Source organism: Ruegeria sp. HKCCD6604 (assembly GCF_013110635.1).
Taxonomy (GTDB): Bacteria; Pseudomonadota; Alphaproteobacteria; order Rhodobacterales; family Rhodobacteraceae; genus Ruegeria.
On record NZ_WVQW01000001.1, the window covers coordinates 1557590 to 1575382 of the forward strand.

A 17793-nucleotide genomic window follows, 5' to 3' on the forward strand; every position below is an offset into this window, starting at 1 on the left:
GTTGTGGTGGTGATCTATGAGGTGATCTTCAGCCCGGCCTTGCCGCAGACCTCGACGATGTGGTCATAGCCCATTTTCGAGTACTCATAGGGCGGCGCCTTAACCGGGTCCTGCTCTGCCTCGACCACGATCCAGCCGTTGTAATCCATTGCTTTCAGTGCATCGGCCACGGCCTGAAAGTCGATGCAACCGTCACCCGGCACGGTGAACGCGCCCGCGATCACCGCATCCAGAAAACTGCGATTGTTCTCACGCGTGTCCTGTACGATTTCAGGGCGGATATCCTTGAAATGCACGTGATGCACCCGATCGCCCCAACGGTTCAGCGTGGCCATCACATCGCCGCCACCAAACAGCAGATGGCCCGTATCGAAACACAGGCTCAATTCGGGGCCTGACCCCTCCATCAGCCAGTTCACCTCATCTTCGCTTTCGATGATCGTGCCCATGTGATGGTGATAGGTCATGGGCATGCCCTGATCCGCCATCCACTTGGCAAGTTCGGTCAGCCTGCCCGCATAGGCCAGAACCTCGTCCCGCGACAATTTGGGGCGATCATTGACAGGCGTTCCAATCTGTCCCTGGACGGTATTGGAACATTCGGCATAGACGATGCACGGGCTGTTCAGCGCAACGAATTGTTCGACCTGTTCACGCACCACGGCGATCTCGGCGTGCAGGTCGTTGACCAGCGTGCTGCCCGAGCACCACCCCCCGCACAGCGCGATGTCATTTGCGTCCAGATAGGCCCGCAACCCTTCGGTGTCGGCGGGCATCCTCTGGCCCCGTTCGACACCTGTATAACCGATCTCGCGCGCTTCTTTCAGCGCCTGCTCCATCGTGTAAGCTGCGGTCAGGTCCGGCAGGTCGTCATTCTGCCAGGCAATCGGAGAGATGCCGATCTTCACGCTCATTTCGTGTTTCTTTCCTTGATGGCTGCTTCATAGGCCGCGCGCTTTTCATTCACTTCGGGGCGGGTGCTGACCTCGGGCACCGCCACTTCCCACCAGGTTCCGCCATATTCGGTCGATGGGTAGGGATCGGTGTCGATCACCACGACATAGGGGCCTTTGACCTCATCGCGTTTGGCCAGCGCGTCTTCAAGTTCGGCAATCGAACTGACTTTGACCGAAGTCGCCCCCATCGCTGCCGCATGGGCGGCAAAATCGATGGCTGATTTTGTCTCATGCACAGTGTGGTCGAGAAGGTTGTTGAACTCGGCCCCGCCTGTCCCCATTTGCAGACGGTTGATGCACCCAAACCCGCGGTTGTCCGTGACGACAACAGTGAACGAAATCCCCATCATCGCCGCCGTCGCCATTTCCGAGTTGGCCATCATATAAGTGCCGTCACCGGTAAAGCAGATCACGTCGCGGTCAGGCTGGGCCATCTTGATGCCCATGGCGCCGGCGATCTCATACCCCATGCAGCTGAAGCCATATTCCATGTGATAGGCTCCGGGGCGTGGTGCCTTCCAAAGCTTGTGCAGCTCACCCGGCATCGTGCCGGCAGCGCACATCGCAACAGTGTTTTCCTTGGCGGCCCGCTGCACGGCGCCGATCACCTGCATATCCGTGGGAAGTGCATTGCTGTCCGCAGGGGCATCCGTCAGCGCATCAACTTTGCCGAACCAATCTGATTTCAATGCCGCAGGCAGATCCGGCGCGCGATGGTCGCCCAGCGCTTCGCCGAGTTCACCCAGCCCAACCCGAGCGTCGGCCTGCAACGGCATCGCTCCGTGCTTTTCGGCGTCATAGGCAGCGGTGTTCAGGCTGATCAACTCACGCTCGGGGTTCGCGAACAAACCCCATGACCCGGTAGTGAAATCCTGAAAACGGGTGCCGACGCCCAGCACAAGATCCGCCTTTGCGCAGATGTCATTGGCGGGTTCGCCCCCGGTCACACCAACGGGACCAAGGTTGAGCGGGTTATCCCAGGGCAATGCGGACTTGCCCGCCTGTGTCTCGGCCACCGGGACATTGTGTGCTTCGGCAAAGCGCTGCAACGCGGCGGTTGCGTCCGAATAATGCACACCCCCGCCTGCAACGATAACGGGACGCTTGGCGGCCTTGATCGCGGCAACGGCACGGGCCAGTTCACCCTCATCCGGGCGAATGCGGCGCTGATACCAGACGCGTGGTTCAAAGAAGCTTTCGGGATAGTCATAGGCCTCGGCCTGCACGTCCTGACAAAAGGCCAGTGTCGCCGGGCCGCAATCCGCCGGGTCCGTCATCGTGCGGAAGGCACGCGGCAGAGCCGTCAGCAGATGTTCCGGGCGAGTGATGCGGTCGAAATACCGGCTGACCGGTCTGAAACAATCATTCGCACTGATCGTTCCATCCGAGAACACTTCGGGTTGCTGCAAAACCGGATCGGGGCCACGCGTCGCAAATACATCGCCAGGCAGCAACAAAACAGGCAGACGGTTTACATGGGCCAGAGCAGCGGCCGTGACCATATTGGTCGCCCCCGGTCCGATTGACGATGTCACCGCCATGGCGCGCCGCCGACCCAATTGCTTGGCATAAGCAATCGCGCTGTGTGCCATGGTCTGTTCGTTGTGACCGCGATAGGTGGGAAGACTGTCTTTCACGCCATGCAGCGCCTCGCCCAGACCTGCCACGTTGCCATGGCCGAAGATCGCCCACACACCTGCGATGAACGGCTCTCCGGCCTCGTTCATCTGCGCCCCGAGATAGCGCACCAGAGCCTGCGCCGCGGTCAATCGGACTGTTTTGTTCATCATGATCCCTTTCAGCTCGGAGCCGCTGTCGGCGGTCCGCGGGTTTTCTCATTTGCGAAGGTGTCAGGCCTTTTACCAGAGCCTGAAATCAGAGTGGCGTCAGGTGCCACCGCCCGATGGATGCCCCCGTGGGGGCATCCGTGTGTTTTGCTTTAAACAGTACCGCCCAGTGATCCCTCAAGCTCGGCCATTTCCTGACCGCCGGCCATCAGGTCCTGCAACTCTTCGGGTGTGATTTCACCGCGTTTGGCAGTGCCCAGTGTTTTGCCACGGTTCAGCACGGTAAACCGATCACCCACCGCCAGCGCATGGCGCACGTTGTGGCTGATGAAAACCACGCCGACACCCTGGCTGCGCACCCGGTCGATCGTGGCCAGAACATTCGACGTCTGACGCACCCCAAGTGCCGAGGTCGGTTCGTCCAGGATCAGGATCTTGGCACCGAAATACACCGCCCGCGCGATGGCCACCGTCTGACGTTCGCCGCCTGACAATGTACCAACCGCCTGATCCGGCGCGCGCAGATTGATGCCCATCTTGCGCATCTCTTCCATGCAGACTTCGTTTGCATGATCCACATCGAACCGCTTGAGCAGACCTTTGCCCTTGGTGGGTTCGCGCCCCATGAAGAAATTGCGCGTCACGCTCATCAGCGGGATCATCGCCAGATCCTGAAACACCGTGGCGATACCTGCTTCCATTGCATCGCGCGGCGTGTCGAAATGCAGCGGCTGACCTTCGAACATGATCTCGCCCTTGGTCGGTTTGTGCACCCCGGACATGGTCTTGATGAAGGTGGACTTACCCGCGCCGTTGTCGCCCAGCAGGCAATGGCATTCCCCCGGCTTGACGTCAAAGCTGACGCCAGCAAGCGCGATGATATTGCCAAAGTGCTTTTCGATGTCTTTCATCTGAACGATGGGCGCCTGATCGCCGACGGCATCGCCATGGTGGAACTTGGTGTCTTCGGTCATATCAGCGCTCCCCGGTTACGCGCTTGCGGATCGCGTTGTTGAACAGAACGGCAATCAACAGCATGGCACCCAGGAAGACCTGGAACCAATCCTGATCAAAGTCGGTATAGGTCAGGCCGATGACGACCATTCCAAAGATGATCGAGCCGAAGAAAGCCCCGATGGCCGAGCCGTATCCGCCGGTCAGCAGGCAGCCGCCGATCACCGCGGCAATGATCGCCTCGAATTCCTTCTGGAACCCCCGCCGCGCATCGGTCGAGCCCGCGTCCATGACGGTAATGATCGCCACAAGGGCGGCACAGCACGCCGTCAGCATGAACAGTGAAACCTTGACGCGGTTCACCGGAACACCCGAATTGGATGCAGCCGTGCTGTCTCCACCCGAGGCGAAAATCCAGTTCCCCACCGGGGTACGCAGCAGCACGTAGGTTGCCGCCAGTGTAATGACAATGAACCACAGGATTTCGACGGGAATTCCCGGGACCTTGGGCGCGCCGCTTTTGAATGTATCGATCATGCCGTTGGCGGCCAGCCATGCGAACAGGCTGCCGAATGCTTCGCCCGAAAAGAAGGGGGCCAGCCAGTCGTTTTCGACCGCGTCGCGCACACCGCGCAACTGGGTCGAACCGCCTGTCGCCATTTTCAGGCCCACCAGTGACAGGCCACGAAGGATGAACAGAAACGCCAGCGTTACAATGAACGAAGGCAGGCCCGAACGGATCACGATATTGCCGTTGACCGCACCGACACAGGCCGCAAATACGAATGTCATTGGGATGGCAAAGATCAGCGGCAGTTGCCAGGTCACGACGCAGACGCCGAAAAACAGCCCCGAAAACGCGACCATCGATCCGATCGACAGGTCGAACTCTCCACCGATCATCAGCAGTGCCGCACCGATCGCCAGGATACCCAACTGTGCCGCGGGGGTCATGAAGTTCATGACACCGGCCAGAGTGAACATCGATTCATCTGCGGTAATCGCAAAGAACACGAATACCAGAACCGCACCTGCAATGGCGCCCAGCTCGGGTCTTTTCATCAGTTTGGTCAGGAATGGTTCTTTCTTGACCCTTTCGTCCGACAGGACGGGCGCTGATTCACTCATGGTTTCCTCCCAATTCGGTGAGACCGGCGCGTTGGCGCCGATCCTGTTGTTTGTCGGATGGCGCCGAAATCAGCGGATACCCTGCGCGGACAGTTCGATGACCTGTGCGGCCTTGTCCTGAGTGATCAGGTTCGGACCCGAAGGCACGTCGCCGCCCGGCATCAGGCCGTATTTGGCGTGCAGACCCATGAAGTTCACCGACAGGTAGCCCTGAAGGTACTGCTGCTGGTCAATGGCAAAGGCCGCGTCACCATCCACGATTGACTGGAGGAAGTTGGCCGACAGGTCGAACGAGGCAACATTCAAATCCCGCCCCGAGGCTTTGGCCGCAGCAACCGAAGGCTCGCCGGCCGAGCTTGCGCCCAGCGCCATAACGGTATCGACGCTTTCGTCAGAGGCCAGAGCGGCAGCAACCTTGGACTCGATCTCGGACGGATCGTTCGAGGTCGGCAGAACGGTTACTTTACCGCCAAACCCCTCGGTGAAACCTTCGCAGCGCAGGTCAAGTGACACGTTGCCGACCTCGTGGTTGACACAGATCGCATTGGTTCCACCCATCGAGGCCAGCTTTTCACCAGCCGCCTTGCCCGCATCATATTCGTCCTGGCCTACATGCAGCAGAGCGCCCAGTTCCTTGGCCACTTCCGCGCCCGAGTTGATCGAGATCACCGGGATACCGGCGGCAACCGCACGTTCGATCGAGGGGCCAAGCGCATCCGCATCCGGGATCGAGACGATCAGCCCGTCAGGCTCCTGGTTCACGGCGGCGTCGATCAGCTGCGACATGGCCACCATGTCAAAGGTTTCAGGTGCACGATATTCCACGTTCACACCGACATCCTTTCCGGCCTGCTCAACACCGTTTTTCACGACGTTCCAGAATGCGTCATTGGCCTGGCCATGCGACACGACGACGATTTCCTGCGCAAATGCAGGTGTGGCCAAGGCCAGTGCCCCCGCAGCAAGCGCGCCTTTAACGAATTTCTTCATTTCAGTTTCCTCCCAATGGTTCAGTCTGATCTTCTGTCGGGGTACCAGCCCCGATCATCCGGCTGTGCCGAATCTCAGTGGCTGCGGCGCTGGGCCGAGCTGATGTTAGTTTGAAGAATTTCGATCATTTTGCAACCGGTTTCAAAATTTCTTCCGTCCGAACCGGTTTTCCTGCCCGCGCCGACAGGGTTGCGGCCTCGGCCATCGCCAGCGCTGCAACACCATCCTTCAGCGTGACCGGAACTTCGGACCCACTTTCAACAGCGTCGACAAATGCGGCCCATTCCACGCGGTATGCAGGCATGTAGCGTTCCAGGAAAAAATAGGTCGGCTTGGCACCCACGACACCGTCCGCCGTTGACTTTATGACAGTGTTTTCCAGCATGTTCTGAGCCTGTAGCAACCCCTCGGACCCCAGCAGTTCGACCCGCTGGTCATAGCCATAGGCCGCGCGCCGCGAATTCTTGATGACCGCGATGCGGCCATCCGCGTAAGTCATTGTAACTGCCGCTGTATCCACATCCCCCGCGGCGCCAATTTCAGCATCCACAAGCGAAGACCCAACCGCCGAGATTGTTTCGGGAACGTCCCCCATCAGGAAGTTCGCCATGTCGAAATCATGAATCATCATGTCCCGAAACAAACCGCCAGACACCTTTACGTAGCTGACCGGTGGCGGCGCCGGGTCAAACGATGTGATCGACAGGAGCTCTGCCTTGCCGATGTCACCCGCATCCAAACCCGCCTTCAAGGTCGCAAAATTGGGATCAAATCGCCGATTGAACCCTATCATGACCGGCTTGCCGCGTTCCGAGACCGAATTCAGACATTCCGTGGCGCGCTTCAGGTCCAAATCAACGGGCTTTTCACACAGGACGGCTTTCCCTGCGCCTGTCGCTGCTTCAATCAGGTCAGAATGCGTATCTGTTGGAGTTGCAATCAGAACCGCGCCGATTTCCGGATCCGCAATGATCTCTTCGGAACTGCGCGCCGCGGCCCCATGATCGCTGGCAAGGCTGGCCGCGGCCTCGGGCAAGGCATCGGAAACAGAAACGAGTTTGCTGCCCCGATGCGATGCAATCGCCTGCGCATGTACACGCCCGATGCGCCCGGCACCCAACAATCCGACGTTCAACATACAGATCTCCCGAATCTTGTTGTTGCGCGCAACAATGATTCTATTTGCAACCGGTTGCAATATTTTTTTCACAACCTTGGCGCTTTTACGGCCCAGGCCCCAATTCATCCTGAAGAATTCGCGTTATGACCCCGGATCCCGATCCGCCAGCTGCAACTCACACGCTGAAATCCGCGCATTGGCCGTCCTACGGGAATCCCCCAATTTCGGAACATGGTGAATCAGGTTAATGTTTGGTTAAGGAACACACACTACCACTCTGTGACCCCTTAGAAGGGCTGGCATGACCCCCTCGTCCAGCCCTTCATACCTCACCCAACAACCGCGAAGAAACAGCCCGCATTGCGGCCTGACGTGTTCATCGAAATCGAAATTCGAGAATGGCGATCCCTGAAGGACTCGAACCCTCAACCTGCTGATTAGAAGTCAGCTGCTCTATCCAGTTGAGCTAAGGGACCGCTGCACCCTTCTTGCGGTTTTTACGAGCGGGGTTCAAGAGCCAAGCGCATGAATGCGCTGTTCGGATCGTCACTGTACCCAAAGATCGGTCCGCAATAGGAATAACCCAACGCTTCGTAGAGCTTGCGGGCGGCATCATACTCTGGAAGATGCTCTGCCCCGGTTTCCAAAACCAAAGCTTTTACGCCTTCTGCGCGCGCCAGATCGGCCAGATGAGCCATCATGACACGCGCAAGTCCGCGCCCCCGTGCCTGTGCGAGGATATGCACCGACTTCACCTCGGCCGTGCCATCGGGCAACAGCTTCAAGGCGCCGCAGCCCAACGCCTGCTGATCGTCGTAAATCGCACAGAATCGAATGCCCGGTCCGGCCAGTGATTCTGCGCTCATCGTATGGTTGCTTTCAGCAGGGCCGGCCGATTCGCTGTGGGCGAAATGAGCTTCCACAATCGGGCGCAAAACGTCCGAGGTGGGGTCGGCCTCGCGAATTTCGATCATTCAGTGTGTCCAGGGCCCACGGCGGTCAGTGGCGAAGTTTTCTCCGTAGCCGCGTGCGCGCAGGTTGGGTTTGCGCTTGTGCGGCTCGCTGACCTGCGCATCGATACCATTGTCCCTGGCATAATCCATCGCCTCTTTCTTGGTGTCGAATTTCAGGCGTATCTGGGTTTGCGTGTCGTTGGATGAAGTCCAGCCCATCAGCGGATCAACCTCACGTGCCGAAGCGGGGGCATATTCCAGAACCCACTTGCGGGTCTTGGCCATCCCTGAAGTCATCGCATTCCTTGCAGGCTGGTAAATCCGTGCGCGCATGTCGCCTCTCCGTACTCACTTGGCTGGACCTGTTTATGCGTCAGAGTGCAGCCCGGGACAAGACAACAATTGTCGCGGATTGTCGAAGCAAGCCAATGACAGAAACTGTCATCAGGGCCAACTATGATCTTCGACAAATCAGCCGAAGGATAAGCAGATGATCCATAGTGAATGCATTCTGGGCGTCGACGCGAACCCCGGGAACAACCGGGCGATGCCCTCGACCGAAGCCCATACCGTAATCGCCGGCAAACCGATGATGACGAAGGCTCTCATCGGCGAGCTTGGCGCGTTGGCCGGCAAGGTTGGTTCGGATCACAATCCGGATGCGTATCTGCCCAGTGTCGAAACTGGGAGATTTGTACCGGATCAGCCCTTGCAGTTGGACAAAATAAGAACAAATGTAAGGGCCTGATCCGGAGCCTGCCCATGCCATACGCCCATTCCGACAAGACCCAAATGACAACCGAAGATGTTCGGGCCCGCCTGAAACTGGAAGGCGGCAAACGGTTTGTCATGCATACGGAGTTCGCCCCCGCAGGAGACCAGCCAACCGCGATCAAGGAGCTTGCGGGCGGCATTCTGGATGGAGAGCGCGATCAGGTTCTGTTGGGGGCGACCGGTACGGGCAAAACCTTCACCATGGCCAAGGTGATCGAGGAAACTCAGCGCCCGGCCATCATCCTCGCCCCCAACAAGACATTGGCGGCGCAGCTATATGGTGAGTTCAAGGGTTTTTTCCCGGAAAACGCGGTGGAATACTTCGTCTCCTACTACGACTACTACCAGCCCGAGGCCTATGTCGCGCGATCTGACACGTATATCGAGAAGGAATCGCAGATCAACGAACAGATCGACCGGATGCGCCACTCGGCCACGCGGGCGCTGCTGGAACGGGACGACGTGATCATCGTGGCCTCGGTCTCGTGCATCTATGGCATCGGCTCGGTCGAGACCTACGGGGCGATGACACAGGATCTGAAGGTCGGGCACGAATACGACCAGCGGCAGGTGATGGCCGATCTGGTGGCCCAGCAATACCGCCGCAACGATCAAGCCTTCCAGCGCGGGTCATTCCGGGTGCGGGGCGACAGCCTTGAAATCTGGCCCGCCCACCTTGAGGATCGCGCCTGGAAATTCTCGTTCTTCGGTGAGGAACTGGAAAGCATCACCGAATTCGATCCGCTGACCGGCGAGCGCGCCGCGACAATGGAACAGGTGCGCGTCTATGCGAACTCGCACTATGTCACGCCGAAACCGACGATGCAGCAGGCCATCATCGGCATCAAAAAGGAACTGCGCCAGCGGCTGGATCAACTGGTGGGCGAGGGCAAGCTGCTCGAGGCGCAGCGGCTGGAACAGCGCACCAATTTCGATCTGGAGATGCTCGAGGCCACCGGCGTCTGCAACGGGATCGAGAACTACTCGCGCTATTTGACCGGCCGCGCGCCGGGCGAGCCGCCCCCGACCCTGTTCGAATTCATCCCCGACAACGCCATCGTTTTTGCCGATGAATCCCACGTCAGCGTTCCGCAGATCGGCGGCATGTATCGGGGCGACTATCGCCGCAAGTTCACGCTGGCTGAACACGGCTTCCGCCTGCCGTCCTGCATGGACAACCGCCCCCTCAAATTCGAGGAATGGGACGCCATGCGCCCGCAGTCCGTCTTCGTCAGCGCCACCCCGGCTAAGTGGGAGATCGAACAGACCGGCGGCGTCTTCACCGAACAGGTGATCCGCCCAACGGGCCTTTTGGACCCCGAGGTCGAAATCCGCCCCGTCGAGATGCAGGTCGACGACCTGCTGGACGAGGTGCGCAAAGTTGCCGCCAATGGCTTCCGCACGCTGGTCACCACGCTGACCAAACGCATGGCCGAGGACCTGACCGAATACCTGCACGAACAGGGCATCAAGGTCCGCTACATGCATTCCGACATCGACACGCTGGAACGGATCGAGATTCTGCGCGACCTGCGGCTGGGGGCCTTCGACGTGCTGGTGGGCATCAACCTGCTGCGCGAGGGGCTCGACATCCCCGAATGCGGGCTGGTCGCCATTCTGGATGCGGATAAAGAGGGCTTCCTGCGCTCGGAAACATCCCTGATCCAGACCATCGGCCGCGCCGCGCGCAACGCCGATGGCCGGGTGATCATGTATGCCGACAAGATCACCGGCTCGATGGAGCGCGCGTTGGGTGAGACCAACCGCCGCCGCGCCAAACAGCTCGCCTATAACGAAGAACACGGCATCACCCCCGCGACGGTGAAAAAGAATGTCGAGGACGTTCTGGCCGGTCTCTACCAAGGCGACGTCGACATGAACCGCGTCACCGCCACCATCGACAAACCGATGCACGGCGCGAACCTCGAGGCCCATCTGGACGGGCTGCGCGAGAAGATGCGCAAGGCGGCCGAGAACCTGGAATTCGAAGAGGCCGCCAACATCCGCGATGAGATCAAACGCCTGGAAGCGGTCGATCTGGCCGTCGCCGACGACCCCATGGCACGGCAATGGGCGGTCGAGAAAGCCTCGGAAGACGCAGTGAAATCACGTGGACGGTCAACGGCCGGCAGGCCGGGGCAGCGGGGCGGGAATGTGAAAGGGCGGAAGCGTTAAGTTGAGTAAGCACAAGGTTCCGAGCAAACACCACTATGTCGCCAAGGCAATTCTTCGAAACTTCTGCGTTTCAGGAAAGTCACTATATTATGTATCCAAGCAATCTGACTCGAAGGTTCCCGAGCGCCGAAATATCGACAGTGTATTTCGGAGAATGCACTTCAACTCATTCGAACGCAAAGATGGCTCAAAGGATGATACGATTGAGAGATTCTTCGCTTACGAATTGGACAACTACATTCCTGATTGGGTGGGTACTTTTCAGCGAGCCCTCGACACTGGCAAGTTGACTTTTTCCACTCAGGATCTTCGGTACAGGTTCATTCAATTTTTTTATAACCATAAGAAAAGGTCCCCAGATTTCACTGACCCGCTTGTCCAAGAGGTAGCGAATGAAACTTTCACTGCTGACCTTGCACGCGAATTTGAGGCAACGTACCGCCCCTTAACCGACGACGAGAAACTACTTCTCGACGATGAAAGCTTTAGAGCGCGGGCTATTCGAAATAGTCGAGTATCGAATTTTGGACAGCAATCTGTAAAAATCCTCTCTAGGCTTGAGAAGATGAAGATAATTGTTGGCACTCCAAAGCGTGCGAATAAACAGTTCATAGTCTCCAGCAATCCTGTTGCCAGATTTGAAGATTATCCAAAGCAAGAGTTGGGTGAGTTGGGTGTAGAAGAGTGGACAACTTTTGCGCCCAATATTGCGGTTGGCTTTGTCGCGGACTCTTCGGCTCCTGACTGCGTATTGTTTGACGACGCCAACGTTAGAAACCTTAATCGAGCTTTGACTAAAAATAGCCAAGCGATTGCGTCTACCTCGCAATTATTGCTTCAGTCGCTTGCAACCTCAGAGTGGTGAGCGAGCTTATTATAGGCTTCGACCCTTCACTGTTGGAGCCTTCCTACACGTTTGAGTAAATCTACTAATCTCGTCACCCCCATACTCCACCCTTGCCACCCACCTCCCCCTCCTCCACGTTTGAAATCACAAATTGTGATTCCAAACGGCTGCCATGACGAACCCGAACACCCTGCCCAGCACGCATGAGGTCCAAAGCGCCATTCACCGGGTGCGAGGAACCCGCGTGGTGCTGGCCGAGGATCTGGCGCGGTTCTACGGAAAATCCGTCAGCGCCTTCAATCAGGCCGTCTCGCGCAACAAGGACCTGTTCGAGGGCTACCGCTTTCAACTGACCGATGCCGAGGTGGCCGATTTGCAATCACAGAATGTGATTTCAAAGCCCAAAGGCCGCGGTGGGCGGCGGGTCAACCCGTGGGTCTATACCGATTACGGCGTAGCCATCGCCTCGACCCTGTTCAAGGACCCGCGCGCGATCAAGATCACCCGCATGATCACCGAGGCCTTCGTCGACGGCGCCAACGCCCTGACCGAAACCCCGCGCAGCGCGCCCGAGATCCTGCCGCCCGAGGGCACCCCCGCCCCGTTGCTGCCCAATGGCGATCAGTTGCGGGCGCTGGCCGAAAACATCCTCGATTCCGGGCAGCAGAGCCTTGTCGACTATATCGCCAACCCCACCACCAAGCGCCAGCAGGCGGTGGCGGTGATCATGAAGACCCTGGCCGAAACCGCCGGCGAAGAGGTGCGCACCCAGCACGAGCGTCTGCGCCTGCGTATCGCCGAACGGTTGGCCGCCGGCGATTATGCCGATGATGACGACCGCAAGAGGTTGCTGGACCTGCTGAATGCGATGAAAGGCTGACGCAGCCCTTGCCCCGGACCTTTCGGCCGCTAGACTCCGCCCCATGCGCGTTGTCCTGTTATCATTGATCCTTGGCACACCCGCCGCCGCGTGGGAAGCAACGGTGGGCCAGATCTGCACCCTGTCACACGTGACGGACTCGGCAGAGATATTCCTGACCTATGACCCGGCAAAACCGCTTTACACCCTGTCCGTGACCCGCAAGGCCGAAGGTTGGACCAACACCCCATGGTTCGCGATGCGGTTCGAGGGGCCAAACCCCATCGAAATCGCCACTCCGCATCATTTTCTGTCCGACGGTGCATCGATGCTGACAGTTACCGATACCGGATTTGGAAACGTGCTGGACGGGCTGGAATACAACCGGACCGCCTATGCGTTTACGCAGGACAGGGTGAGTGAATTTCCCTTGGACGGTGCAGCGCCCCAGGTTCGCATTTTCCGCGAATGTGCCGGGGCTCAGCTGTCCTGACCGGGTCAGAAATCGAACAGATCTTCCAGAAAACCGCCACGCTTCTTTTTCTTGCGATAGCCGTGATCCGCCCGGTCATCGTAGCCGGGTCGTGGCTGAGAATACGCTGTCGAACGCTCGATGATCTTGTCCAGTTCGCCCCGATCCAGCCAGACACCTCGGCATTGCGGACAATAGTCGATTTCAACCCCGTTTCTGTCCGTGATGACCAGTTGAGTTCCGTCAATCGGGCATTGCATCATACGATCTCCTGTTTTGCCATCTAATCTATATGAGATGGGGTTGATCCGCTGCATTGCCATCCCTCTGTGACATGACGCCCGTTCGCTTGGGTCAAGCGGGATGACACAGGCAACTGGCCCCGGCCCAGGCAGAATTTCTGGACTTCGCGATTACAACCGTCAGGGGCGCACGAACTTTGCCGTTCCAAGAGACCGCTGTTGCGGTTCGGGACTGTTGTGAACTTGCGGCGCAGTTGCCCGGGGCGCGCTGGCAGCGCCACAGGCGACCCCGTCGCCATCCGGGTCATTACGCTTGTGATAACCCGCCTGCCCCGCGTAAAACGGCCCCACCCCCAACGACTGCGTTGCATCACAACCTGCCAATGCGATCAGGTGGATCACCGCCTCTTCCCGCTCAAATTCGGACAGGCGCAGAAAAACACCCGTGGCGATCAGCACGGTGGTCAGCGGCAACAACAGAACCATGACCAATATGCGTAGCGGAGACAGCGCGTGCCTGCGCGTCGCCTCTGCGCGCCGGTGTCGTCTGGACGGCCGTGGCTTCGGATCAGGCGTATCCTGCGAGGGTTTCTTGAACAGCATTGCCTGATCTGTAACGTCGATTTGTGGCAAAGCCGAGGCAATCCCATAACGCTGAGGTAAAACAAATGGCGCAATCCATTTCAGGCACTTAAGATGACAGGGAACCGTCATCTGCCTGTGTTTTTTGCTGCCGAACCGATATCGTAACCCTATCCGATCCTTATCAGACGCCCGACGCAGCGGCGCGCTTGCAAGCACAGGACCTTCTCGTTCAGGCCAAATTTGCCGCACTGGCCTTTCTGCGCCCTGACACCGGGTTGCCGTCTGTCTCACGGATCGCGTTGGCCACGGATGAAGCAGGTTGCCCTGTCTCGCTGATTTCAACCCTTGCGGAACATACGCGCGCGCTGAGCACTTGCCCCAACTGCGCCCTTCTGATCGGAGAGCCCGCAGACAAGGGCGACCCGCTGACCCATCCGCGCTTGACATTGCACGTGATCGCTCAGCCAGTTCACCGGGACTTGGCAGGCTATGGTGACTTGCGCGACCGGTACTTGGCGCGACGGCCCAAAGCGAAACTCTATATCGATTTCGCCGATTTCGGACTGGTCCGGTTCGCCATTCAGGACGGTCTTTTGAACGCCGGATTTGGCAAGGCCTATCGCCTTACCGCACAGGATTTCTAGCCATCAGCGGACCACATGCACGGCACATCCCGCATGACGAACGACATGAGACGCGGTAGAGCCCAGAAGCAGGTCCTGCATCCCCGGCCGGTGGGACGCAATTATGATCAGATCGGGCTTGTTCGCCTCGGCCCAATCCAGAATGGTCCGGCCGGAATGTCCCTCGATCACCAAACCCTTGGCATTCAGCAGCTGCGATGCCAGTTCATCCAGTTCTGTCTGAATCGCCTTACGCGCCTCTGTCAGATATTCGGACGGCATATACGAGATTGCATAGTTGGGAATATGCTCGACCACATGCAACAATGTCACCTGCGCGTCTGGCGTGGCCAGAATCCGGGCCAGCTTCAAAGGCCCAGATGTATCTCTTTCAGCATCGAACGAGATGGGGACCAGAATGTTGTGATACATGATGTGAGCCTCCAATTTTGCAGGCTAACTTTGAAACAGATATGAATTGCAGGCTTTGATTCAGGTCAGGAACTGCCGAATGTCTCAGCGACGTCATACATGACCGGCTCAAAGCTTTTGCAGAGTTCGTTGATCTTGCGGTTGCGATCGCGCATCTCCGGCGTGCGCAGCATGGCAAGGAAATCTTCGCGGCGTTCCCATTGCGAATAGTTTGCTATTCGGGTTTGTGCGTCATTGACGTGCAGCCCGGCGGAAACGAAACCTGGCTGCTTCGAAATGAACTCGGCATAGGCATCCGTCAGAGCTTCCAGAAGGTCCTGGCAGGTGCCAGGCGTCATTTCAAAGGTCGTGATAACTGTTTGAACACTGGCGTTTTTGGCGATTTTCAGCATCGGGATTCTCCACTTTCTGTCCCAAGCCTAACACATGAAAATGAAACGTAGCCTATTTCCTGCCGACCGTGCAAACCGGGTCAGTCATTTACGGTCAGATCAGAGTGAAATGGCCACCCTTTTCGGGGTGGCCAGACAGCCTTTTAACGTTCCATGCGCATCAGAACCGAGGCCGTACCTTTCACATGCTCTGGCCAACGCAACAGAAAAATGTCGCCTGTCGCCCCCTGTTCGACCTCAACATGAGGCGCACTGAAGACATGGTTGTTGAACACCCCTGAAAGCACACCGATCGTCGCAACCCCATCGCAGCCTCGTGCCTTGCCGTCGAAAGGCAACTGCCCGTTTGCCGAAACAGGCCAAAGATTGGACACCGAGTGCTGCGTATAGCGAACCCTCAACGGGTTTGCGGATTTCCTGGTTACGCCATGATACGTATTGTTCTGGAAAGTCACGTTCGTGTGCCTGTCTTTGTTCAAGTCGGCGAAGGTTGTATCTACACGTTCCGCTCGAAAGATCCCACCGCTCGTGGCACGAAACTTGTTGCCGGTCACGACCAGGCCATTGAGAAAATGCCCGGGCCCATAGGGGCGAATGACGATGAAACTAAACCAGGACGGGGCCTGACTAGAATAAAAGATGTTGTCCGTGATGCTCATCGCACTGAACGAAAAACCACTCGTGTATGTCGGCGACGGGTCGCGTTCATTCGTCCATTCGATGAAACAGTTGTCGACATAATTCTCGGCGATAGTGGAACTGTTGTAGGTGCCAATCATGATCAAACCGGCCGTACGCACACCTTGCGGGATGCTATCGCCCTGAAAGACATGGTTGCCCAGAATCATGTTGTTGTCACCGCCCAGAACAGCGAAATGTCTGAAACGCACGGCTCGGTTGTGGCGCAGCTTCACATCGTTTGAATTGGTATTCAACGCAATGGAATACCGGTCCGTAACGACAAGGGCTTCTTCTGCTGACAGGAACTGGCAATTGTCGATCAGCATGCCCTTGCACCCCGTTCCGGTCGACGTGATCCCCCGGTCTTTCGGGCGGCTGACAAAACAGTCGTTCAACGAAAATGTACTGCCGGCGGCCGCCAAACGAATTCCGCTGCATCGGCTGTTGCATTGAAATTCGATCTGCTCCATGCCGAATTTTCGAAGCGTGCTGAAGCCGCTGAAATCCAGCAGGTACTTGAATGAATAGAACGAAAAGGACTGGGTCCCCGACGCCCCCACAAGGGGCGCGCTCAGTGTGATCTCACCCGCACCGACGTTCTTTGACCGTACATAGATTTCACGCCCGACTCCGCTGCCGGCAACGTAGGACCCGACGGGAATGTTGGCGACATTCGCGACATTGGTCAGACGCGTTTTGTCCGACGGATCATAGGTCGCAGTCGAGGTGAACGTTTCCGTATCCCAAGCCGAACTGCTTTTGACGTCAAACTGACCATTCCGGATCACGCGACGGGTTGAAAAACCACTCTGCTTGTTGGGAACCGCTGCGGCCATGTCGATCGGCGCGGTGACGGAAATCTTGCGACCACCCAAATCCAGCGAGTCATGATCCGAATTGTTCAAAAGGGCCTGAAACGCTTTTTTGAACGCCAGTTCTTCGTCTCCGAAAGCCGAAATGTAAGACGGCAGATGGAAATCCTTTGTCAGCAACAGCATCTTGTCATCCGGCATGGTGACTGTGCCTTCAAAGTCCATTTCGGACGTCATACTGGTGTTTTCGGCCAGATGATAAGTCCCTTGCGGAACGTAAACCCGACGGCCACCCGCCGCCTGATCGGCCGCTTCAAACGCAGCTGAATCATCCGTCACACCGTCGCCGATGGCCCCATAGTCGCGCACATCCACAACACTGATCATCTCACGCAGGAAGACACCGGTGACATCCGTGATCTCCAGGTCGTCGACGCGCACCAGCGCCCCATTCGCGCCCTCAATATCCAGACCAAAATGGCCATACAGGGCGGCCAGCCCCCAAGGCATGTCCACGCCGGGGCGTTTGCCGGTTCCGACGGTCGCCGTTATTTCATGCACGCTTCCATAGCCCGACAGCTGTGTGGCAGGCCCCTGCTCCACGACTCCTGCCACATGCGTGTCCCCTGCGCCCCCGGCCCAGGCCGCTATGCGCACCGACGGCAAAGGGCCGCTGATCGCCTTGACCCGCGCTTTGATCTGCAAATAGCAACCGGGCAAAATCGGCGTCTGGCCCATATACCGAAGCTGTTGGGTGGTTTGGACTTTCAGGATCTCCAGACAGCCACCAAAATCGGCATCCGCAGGCACGAAAACCCCCGTGCCGGATCCGCCATATGTGGGCGAGCCGGGCGTTCCGTCCCCCGCAGACCAAACGGTCAGGCCATTCGCGAATTGAGGCGGCATGAAGACGATGCCGTCAGTGATTGCCTTGTTCATTGAAAACCCTTTCTAAATCGCGCCGCACCAATCTGGCGACGCGTCCAAACCCCGTGTCCAGGTCCGCCCCGA

19 protein-coding genes and 1 tRNA gene are annotated in these 17793 nt (G+C 58.0%); 6 read left to right on the forward strand and 14 right to left on the reverse strand.

Translation table 11 applies throughout. The annotated features are described in order from the left end of the window. Nucleotides 1-14 precede the first annotated feature (14 nt). The 9 genes from iolE to GS614_RS07800 all read right to left on the reverse strand — a co-directional run bounded on the left by iolE (nt 15) and on the right by GS614_RS07800 (nt 8221). Nucleotides 15-914, reverse strand: coding sequence for a myo-inosose-2 dehydratase (gene iolE / locus GS614_RS07760; RefSeq protein WP_171725882.1), 900 nt, complete (start codon nt 912-914; stop codon nt 15-17). Continuing rightward, on the reverse strand, nt 911-2743 hold the full coding sequence (gene iolD / locus GS614_RS07765) for a 3D-(3,5/4)-trihydroxycyclohexane-1,2-dione acylhydrolase (decyclizing) (protein ID WP_171725883.1): 1833 nt from the start codon (nt 2741-2743) through the stop codon (nt 911-913). Before iolD ends, iolE begins: the two co-directional genes overlap by 4 nt. Nucleotides 2744-2895: 152 nt before the next feature. After that, nucleotides 2896-3717: an ATP-binding cassette domain-containing protein gene (locus GS614_RS07770; protein ID WP_170347331.1), complete on the reverse strand. Its 822-nt coding sequence runs from the start codon at nt 3715-3717 to the stop codon at nt 2896-2898. 1 nt (nt 3718) lies between these two features. Then, complete coding sequence (locus GS614_RS07775) at nt 3719-4825, reverse strand: ABC transporter permease (RefSeq protein ID WP_171118992.1); 1107 nt, start codon at nt 4823-4825, stop codon at nt 3719-3721. A gap of 69 nt (nt 4826-4894) precedes the next feature. Continuing rightward, nucleotides 4895-5815, reverse strand: a complete 921-nt coding sequence (locus GS614_RS07780; protein ID WP_170347329.1) for a sugar ABC transporter substrate-binding protein — start codon at nt 5813-5815, stop codon at nt 4895-4897. A 124-nt stretch (nt 5816-5939) separates the two neighbouring features. After that, the gene (gene iolG, locus GS614_RS07785) at nt 5940-6953 is read right to left on the reverse strand and encodes an inositol 2-dehydrogenase (protein ID WP_171725884.1); all 1014 of its coding nucleotides are present in this window, start codon (nt 6951-6953) and stop codon (nt 5940-5942) included. 381 nt (nt 6954-7334) lie between these two features. Further along, nucleotides 7335-7411 (reverse strand) — tRNA-Arg (locus GS614_RS07790). 21 nt (nt 7412-7432) lie between these two features. After that, entirely contained in the window at nt 7433-7909 is a 477-nt protein-coding gene (locus GS614_RS07795; RefSeq protein ID WP_171725885.1) for a GNAT family N-acetyltransferase, read from the reverse strand. Beyond that, nucleotides 7910-8221 (reverse strand): ETC complex I subunit, encoded by a 312-nt coding sequence (locus GS614_RS07800; RefSeq protein WP_152459136.1) that lies wholly within the window; start codon nt 8219-8221, stop codon nt 7910-7912. It abuts the gene before it with no gap. 157 nt (nt 8222-8378) lie between these two features. Here GS614_RS07800 and GS614_RS07805 point away from each other — a divergent pair, with 157 nt between their 5' ends. From GS614_RS07805 to GS614_RS07825, 5 genes are all read left to right on the forward strand, one after another. Further along, nucleotides 8379-8636: a hypothetical protein gene (locus GS614_RS07805; RefSeq protein WP_171725886.1), complete on the forward strand. Its 258-nt coding sequence runs from the start codon at nt 8379-8381 to the stop codon at nt 8634-8636. 14 nt (nt 8637-8650) lie between these two features. Next, a complete protein-coding gene (gene uvrB / locus GS614_RS07810; protein ID WP_171725887.1) occupies nt 8651-10837 on the forward strand; it encodes an excinuclease ABC subunit UvrB in 2187 nt (728 codons plus the stop codon). A 1-nt stretch (nt 10838) separates the two neighbouring features. Beyond that, nucleotides 10839-11702 (forward strand): DUF4238 domain-containing protein, encoded by an 864-nt coding sequence (locus GS614_RS07815; RefSeq protein WP_171725888.1) that lies wholly within the window; start codon nt 10839-10841, stop codon nt 11700-11702. Nucleotides 11703-11856: 154 nt separating this feature from the next. After that, nucleotides 11857-12564, forward strand: coding sequence for an ORF6N domain-containing protein (locus GS614_RS07820; protein WP_171725889.1), 708 nt, complete (start codon nt 11857-11859; stop codon nt 12562-12564). 43 nt (nt 12565-12607) lie between these two features. Next, nucleotides 12608-13036, forward strand: coding sequence for a hypothetical protein (locus tag GS614_RS07825; RefSeq protein ID WP_171725890.1), 429 nt, complete (start codon nt 12608-12610; stop codon nt 13034-13036). A 5-nt stretch (nt 13037-13041) separates the two neighbouring features. Here the strand turns inward: GS614_RS07825 and GS614_RS07830 are convergent, their stop codons facing one another. Together GS614_RS07830 and GS614_RS07835 are read right to left on the reverse strand one after the other, a co-directional pair. Then, nucleotides 13042-13275: a zf-TFIIB domain-containing protein gene (locus GS614_RS07830; protein ID WP_171725963.1), complete on the reverse strand. Its 234-nt coding sequence runs from the start codon at nt 13273-13275 to the stop codon at nt 13042-13044. A 162-nt stretch (nt 13276-13437) separates the two neighbouring features. Next, nucleotides 13438-13860 carry an excalibur calcium-binding domain-containing protein gene (locus tag GS614_RS07835; RefSeq protein WP_171725891.1) on the reverse strand — a complete coding sequence of 141 codons (423 nt, stop codon included), beginning with the start codon at nt 13858-13860 and terminating at the stop codon, nt 13438-13440. 188 nt (nt 13861-14048) lie between these two features. On the opposite strand from GS614_RS07835, the gene GS614_RS07840 reads away from it, so the two are divergent. Beyond that, nucleotides 14049-14486 carry a HugZ family protein gene (locus tag GS614_RS07840; protein ID WP_216601098.1) on the forward strand — a complete coding sequence of 146 codons (438 nt, stop codon included), beginning with the start codon at nt 14049-14051 and terminating at the stop codon, nt 14484-14486. Nucleotides 14487-14489: 3 nt separating this feature from the next. Here GS614_RS07840 and GS614_RS07845 read toward each other — a convergent pair whose 3' ends face one another. From GS614_RS07845 to GS614_RS07855, 3 genes are all read right to left on the reverse strand, one after another. Further along, on the reverse strand, nt 14490-14897 hold the full coding sequence (locus tag GS614_RS07845; RefSeq protein ID WP_171725892.1) for a universal stress protein: 408 nt from the start codon (nt 14895-14897) through the stop codon (nt 14490-14492). A gap of 65 nt (nt 14898-14962) precedes the next feature. Then, entirely contained in the window at nt 14963-15289 is a 327-nt protein-coding gene (locus tag GS614_RS07850) for an antibiotic biosynthesis monooxygenase (protein WP_152459145.1), read from the reverse strand. A gap of 143 nt (nt 15290-15432) precedes the next feature. Continuing rightward, a complete protein-coding gene (locus tag GS614_RS07855; protein WP_171725893.1) occupies nt 15433-17721 on the reverse strand; it encodes a glycosyl hydrolase family 28-related protein in 2289 nt (762 codons plus the stop codon). Nucleotides 17722-17793: the final 72 nt, after the last annotated feature.

Excerpts from the sequence above, each read along its gene's own strand:
- iolE (WP_171725882.1), bottom strand. The coding sequence starts at position 914 with ATGAGCGTGAAGATCGGCATCTCTCCGATTGCCTGGCAGAATGACGAC.
- iolD (WP_171725883.1), bottom strand. The coding sequence starts at position 2,743 with ATGAACAAAACAGTCCGATTGACCGCGGCGCAGGCTCTGGTGCGCTAT.
- GS614_RS07770 (WP_170347331.1), bottom strand. The coding sequence starts at position 3,717 with ATGACCGAAGACACCAAGTTCCACCATGGCGATGCCGTCGGCGATCAG.
- GS614_RS07775 (WP_171118992.1), bottom strand. The coding sequence starts at position 4,825 with ATGAGTGAATCAGCGCCCGTCCTGTCGGACGAAAGGGTCAAGAAAGAA.
- GS614_RS07780 (WP_170347329.1), bottom strand. The coding sequence starts at position 5,815 with ATGAAGAAATTCGTTAAAGGCGCGCTTGCTGCGGGGGCACTGGCCTTG.
- iolG (WP_171725884.1), bottom strand. The coding sequence starts at position 6,953 with ATGTTGAACGTCGGATTGTTGGGTGCCGGGCGCATCGGGCGTGTACAT.
- GS614_RS07795 (WP_171725885.1), bottom strand. The coding sequence starts at position 7,909 with ATGATCGAAATTCGCGAGGCCGACCCCACCTCGGACGTTTTGCGCCCG.
- GS614_RS07800 (WP_152459136.1), bottom strand. The coding sequence starts at position 8,221 with ATGCGCGCACGGATTTACCAGCCTGCAAGGAATGCGATGACTTCAGGG.
- GS614_RS07805 (WP_171725886.1), top strand. The coding sequence starts at position 8,379 with ATGATCCATAGTGAATGCATTCTGGGCGTCGACGCGAACCCCGGGAAC.
- uvrB (WP_171725887.1), top strand. The coding sequence starts at position 8,651 with ATGCCATACGCCCATTCCGACAAGACCCAAATGACAACCGAAGATGTT.
- GS614_RS07820 (WP_171725889.1), top strand. The coding sequence starts at position 11,857 with ATGACGAACCCGAACACCCTGCCCAGCACGCATGAGGTCCAAAGCGCC.
- GS614_RS07825 (WP_171725890.1), top strand. The coding sequence starts at position 12,608 with ATGCGCGTTGTCCTGTTATCATTGATCCTTGGCACACCCGCCGCCGCG.
- GS614_RS07830 (WP_171725963.1), bottom strand. The coding sequence starts at position 13,275 with ATGCAATGCCCGATTGACGGAACTCAACTGGTCATCACGGACAGAAAC.
- GS614_RS07835 (WP_171725891.1), bottom strand. The coding sequence starts at position 13,860 with ATGCTGTTCAAGAAACCCTCGCAGGATACGCCTGATCCGAAGCCACGG.
- GS614_RS07845 (WP_171725892.1), bottom strand. The coding sequence starts at position 14,897 with ATGTATCACAACATTCTGGTCCCCATCTCGTTCGATGCTGAAAGAGAT.
- GS614_RS07850 (WP_152459145.1), bottom strand. The coding sequence starts at position 15,289 with ATGCTGAAAATCGCCAAAAACGCCAGTGTTCAAACAGTTATCACGACC.
- GS614_RS07855 (WP_171725893.1), bottom strand. The coding sequence starts at position 17,721 with ATGAACAAGGCAATCACTGACGGCATCGTCTTCATGCCGCCTCAATTC.